The organism is Streptomyces aureus (genome assembly GCF_001418135.1).
In the GTDB taxonomy this organism is placed as follows: Bacteria; Actinomycetota; Actinomycetes; order Streptomycetales; family Streptomycetaceae; genus Streptomyces; species Streptomyces aureus_A.
Map to the genome: position 1 here is coordinate 1 of NZ_LIPQ01000204.1, position 4,510 is coordinate 4,510.

Annotated in this window: 4 protein-coding genes; 1 reads left to right on the plus strand and 3 read right to left on the minus strand. The window is 73.9% G+C overall.

What is annotated here, in order from left to right:
- Both mshB and AOK00_RS18090 read right to left on the minus strand, forming a co-directional pair.
- A partial coding sequence (mshB, locus tag AOK00_RS18085) for an N-acetyl-1-D-myo-inositol-2-amino-2-deoxy-alpha-D-glucopyranoside deacetylase (RefSeq protein WP_055601336.1) occupies positions 1-689 on the minus strand: 689 nt, incomplete at its 3' end.
- 36 nt (positions 690-725) lie between these two features.
- The gene (locus AOK00_RS18090; RefSeq protein WP_030320669.1) at positions 726-920 is read right to left on the minus strand and encodes a hypothetical protein; all 195 of its coding nucleotides are present in this window, start codon (positions 918-920) and stop codon (positions 726-728) included.
- A gap of 181 nt (positions 921-1,101) precedes the next feature.
- Here AOK00_RS18090 and AOK00_RS18095 point away from each other — a divergent pair, with 181 nt between their 5' ends.
- A complete protein-coding gene (locus AOK00_RS18095; protein WP_079042058.1) occupies positions 1,102-3,267 on the plus strand; it encodes a S9 family peptidase in 2,166 nt (721 codons plus the stop codon).
- Between the two features lies 1 nt (position 3,268).
- Here the strand turns inward: AOK00_RS18095 and AOK00_RS18100 are convergent, their stop codons facing one another.
- Entirely contained in the window at positions 3,269-4,207 is a 939-nt protein-coding gene (locus AOK00_RS18100; RefSeq protein ID WP_055601338.1) for a hypothetical protein, read from the minus strand.
- Positions 4,208-4,510 lie beyond the last annotated feature (303 nt).

Below are 4,510 nucleotides of genomic sequence, written 5' to 3' on the forward strand. Positions count from 1 at the left end.
GCGTCGATCTCGGTGGTGATCCGGTCCTCGTCGACGACGCCGGGGACGTCGTCGATCGCGGCGGCGGCCGGGAAGGCGGAGCCCTCGGCGCGCAGCCGGGCGAAGCCGGCTTCGGCGACCGGGCGCGGGACCCGGTTCCAGTAGATCTTGGCGATCGTGTGGGCCGGTCCCAGGTCGGCGCGGTAGGCCGGGTCGGCTGCCAGTTCGGCGGCGCGCATGGCGACCCGGTGGGCCTGGATGTGGTCCGGGTGTCCGTAGCCGCCGTCGGGGTCGTAGGTGACGAGGACCTGCGGACGGGTCTCCCTGATCACCTCGACGAGATACGGGGCGGCGGTGTCGACGTCCGTGTTCCAGAAGGCGTTGGCCCGCTCGTTCTGCTCGACGCCCATCATTCCGGAGTCGCGGAAGCGCCCGGGGCCGCCGAGGAACCGGTGGTCGGTGACACCGAGCTCGGCCATCGCGGCGGCGAGTTCGCCGACCCGGTACGGGCCGAGCCGGTCCTCACGGTCGGGGGCCAGATGCGCGAGCTCGGGCGGGATGACCTCACCCTCCTCGCCGAGCGTGCAGGTGACCAGGGTGACGAGGGCGCCCTCGGCCGCGTACCTGGCCATGGTGGCGCCGTTGTTGATCGACTCGTCGTCCGGGTGCGCGTGCACGAGCAGCAGACGGCGGGCGGGGAGATCGGACATGTCCCCACCCTACGAGGTCGGCGCGCGGGGGCGCTCTCAGAACTTGAGGCCGCCGACCATGTTCGCCACGTTCGTGGTGAGGGTGCTGATGGACGGGGCGATGGACGAGCTCGCCAGGTAGAAGCCCAGGAGCGCGCTGATCGCCGCGTGTCCAGCCTTCAACCCGGATTTCCGGATCAGAAGGAAGACGACGATCGCCAGCAGCACCACCACGGAGATCGAGAGTGCCACGGCGGTTCACCTCCACACTTCTTCGGTCGGATATTCGAGTGGTTCGGTCGATCAGCATGTGCCAGGGGGCAGGCCCGTCGGATGCATACCCACCTAGCGCTACGGATCATAACTATCCGTGCGGCCGCATCGATCGGCGGACGGAGGCACGAGGGGGGCGCACAGCGCTAGTTTCAGCCGCATGACCTCGTCTCGACAGCAGCCGGCCACACCCCCTGCCGGCCTCTCCTTCCCCCGTCGTCACGCCCGTACCCAGCGGTTCACCCTGGGCGTCCCGCGTGCCTTCTCGGTCTCCCCCGACGGGGAGCGCGTCGTGTTCGTCAGGGCCGCGTCCGGTGTGGACCGTACGCACCGGCTCTGGGTCCTCGACCTGCCCCGCGACGGCGGCGCACCCGTGGAGCGGGTGGCGGCCGACCCGGAGGTGCTGCTCGCGGGCGGGGAGGAGGAGCTGTCGCCGCAGGAGCGGGCGCGCCGGGAGCGGAGCCGGGAGGGCTCGGCCGGTGTGGTGGCGTACGCGGTGGACGGGGCCGTGGAGTTGGCGGCCTTCGCCCTGTCGGGGCGGCTGTTCGCGGCGGAGCTGCGGGCGGGGACGGCGCGGGAGCTGCCGGTGCCGGGGCCGGTGATCGACCCCCGTCCCTCGCCGGACGGGCGCCTGGTCGCGTACGTGACGGAGGGCGCGCTGCGGGTGGTGGCCGCGGACGGTTCGGGCGACCGGGAGGTGGCCGTTCCGGAGCAGGCGCATGTGTCCTATGGATTGGCCGAATTCATCGCATCGGAGGAGATGACCCGGGACCGGGGTTTCTGGTGGTCCCCCTCCTCGGACCGGCTGCTCGTGGCCCGCGTCGACGACCGGGCGGTGCGTCGCTGGTGGATCGCTGACCCGGCGCATCCGGACCGGGAGCCGCAGCCGGTGGCGTATCCGGCGGCGGGTACGCCCAACGCGGACGTGCGACTGTTCGTCATGGACCTCGCCGGAGCCCGCACGGAGGTGCTGTGGGACCGGGAGCGGTATCCGTACCTCGCGCGCGTGCACTGGTCGGCGGCCGGGGCTCCGCTGCTGCTCGTCCAGGCGCGGGACCAGCGGGAGCAGTTGTTCCTGGCGGTGGACCCGGAGTCCGGTGAGACGAGGACGGTACGGGCGGAGCGGGACCCGGTGTGGCTCGAGGTGCTGCCGGGGGTGCCGGCGTGGGCTCCGGACGGGCGGCTCGTACGGCTCACGGACGAGACCGGGGCGCGGGCCCTGGCCGTGGGCGACGAGGTGCTGACGGATGCCGCGCTGCACGTCCGGGCGGTGCTCGACGTCGGGGAGGACGATGTCCTCGTGTCGGCGTCGGCGGGCGCGGAAGCGGCTCTCCCGGAGACCGGCGAGGTCCATGTGTACCGGGTGACCGGTGGGGGCGCGGAGCGGTGGTCCGAGGGCGTCGGCGTGCACGGCGCGGTGCGTTCGGGGGCGGTGACCGTGCTGGTGTCGGCGCGGCCGGAGACGCCGGGGAGCGTGGCGCGGGTGCTGCGGGACGGGGAGCAGGTCGCGGTGGTGGCCTCGTGCGCCCAGGATCCGGTGCTCCGCGCGCGCGTGCGGCTCACGGAGGCCGGCGTGCGGCGGATCCCGTGCGCGGTGCTGCTGCCCTCGGGGTACGCGGAGGGCGACGGGCCGCTGCCGGTCCTGATGGACCCGTACGGCGGTCCGCACGGGCCGCGGGTGCTCGCCGCGCACAACGCGCATCTGACGTCCCAGTGGTTCGCCGACCAGGGCTTCGCGGTGGTCGTGGCGGACGGGCGGGGCACGCCGGGCCGCTCCCCCGCCTGGGAGAAGGCGGTCGCGCGGGACTTCGGGCCGACCCTCGACGACCAGGTGGACGCGCTCCAGGGCCTCGCCGGGCGCTTCCCGCTGGATCTGGAGCGGGTGGCCGTCCGGGGCTGGTCGTTCGGCGGCTATCTGGCGGCGCGGGCGGTGCTGCGGCGCCCCGACGTGTTCCACGCGGCGGTCGTGGGGGCGCCGGTGACGGACTGGCGGCTGTACGACACCCACTACACCGAGCGGTACCTCGGCACCCCGCAGGACGATCCCGAGGTGTACGCGGCGCAGTCCCTGCTCACCGACGACGGGCTGTCCGCGCCGGAGGTGCCCGCGCGGCCGATGATGATCGTCCATGGTCTCGCGGACGACAACGTGGTCGTCGCGCACGCGCTGCGGTTCTCCTCGGCACTCCTCGCGGCGGGCCGGCCGCACGAGGTGCTGCCGCTGTCGGGGGTGACCCACATGACGCCGCAGGAGCAGGTCGCGGAGAACCTGCTGCTGCTCCAGGTGGACTTCCTGAAGCGGTCCCTCGGCGGGATGCGGGGCTGAGTCACCAGCCGGGCGGCGGCGGGTAGGGCGGGGCCGGCGGCGGCATCCCGGCCGGCGGGTACGGGCTCGGCGCGCCGGCGGGGGCGCCGCGCCCGGCGAGCAGGACGAGCACCGCGATGCCGGCGAGCAGCCCGAGGAAGGCGGTCAGGACGCTCAGCTGGGCGGTGCCCGGGAGGTCCCCGAAGTCGCCGAGCAGTTCGTAGCGGGTGGTCCTGGCGACCTCGGCGAGGCCGCCGGCCGCCAGGAACACCCCTGCGAGCAGTCCGAAGGCCCGGCTGTGGCGGGCCCGTACGAAGGCGGAGACGGCGGCGGTCCCGTACAGGGCGACGAGGACGAGCGACAGCCAGGCGGGCGGGGGCGCGAGGGCCGCCTTCATGATGGACCGGCCGCCGGTGAAGCGGTCGACGGTGATCTCCAGGGGCAGTTCGGTGGCCCAGTACAGCTCCCACAGGGTCACGACGAGCGCGCAGGTCGCGAGGAGGACCCCGGCGGCGACGGCCGGGCCCGTACGCGGGCGGGTGGGGAGCGGCTCGTACGAGGCGGTGGCCGGGCGGCGGCCGACGGCGGCGGTGACGATCAGACCGGCCGCGAGGGCGAGTTCGACGAGCGCGGTGACGAGGGCGCCGCTGTCGGGCTCCCAGAGGCCCGGCAGGCGCAGGGCCAACGTGACGGTGCCGGTGGCGGCGAGCGCGGAGGCCGCGTGCCGGGAGCGGATCGCGGCGGCCGCGGCGGCGGCGGAGACGACGAGCAGCACGGCGTCGATCAGGGAGCTGGCGGACCGTCCCCGGATGAGGAAGTGGTGGTCCCCGGCCCAGTACCAGGCGAGGTCGACGGGTGAGCCGAGCGCGGCGAGGTCCTTGAGGATCCACACGGCGGCGGTGAGGGCGAGCGCGGCGCAGAGCGCGGCGCCCGTGAGACGTGCCGGTCGTGTCACAGTCACGGTCCCGATACTCACGGTCGCCACCAACCGAAACAAGCGGTTCCGCGAAACCCGTGGGGCGCGGGGAACACATGGGTCCGGGCCGGGGCGACATGGTGCGCCCCGGCCCGGTTCACGGCACCCGCACGGCCGTACGTTGTGCAGACTGCCGTGTTCGTATATCGGATCCGATTCCGTCAAGTTGCCGGTGCGTTAAGGCGATTCGGGCTTCCTGAAGGGGTCGGCGCCGCTGTCCGGCGGCGTCTCCGGGCCCTCGTCCTCGTTCCCCGAGGGGACGACGTGCTTCTCCTCGGCGAAGTGGCA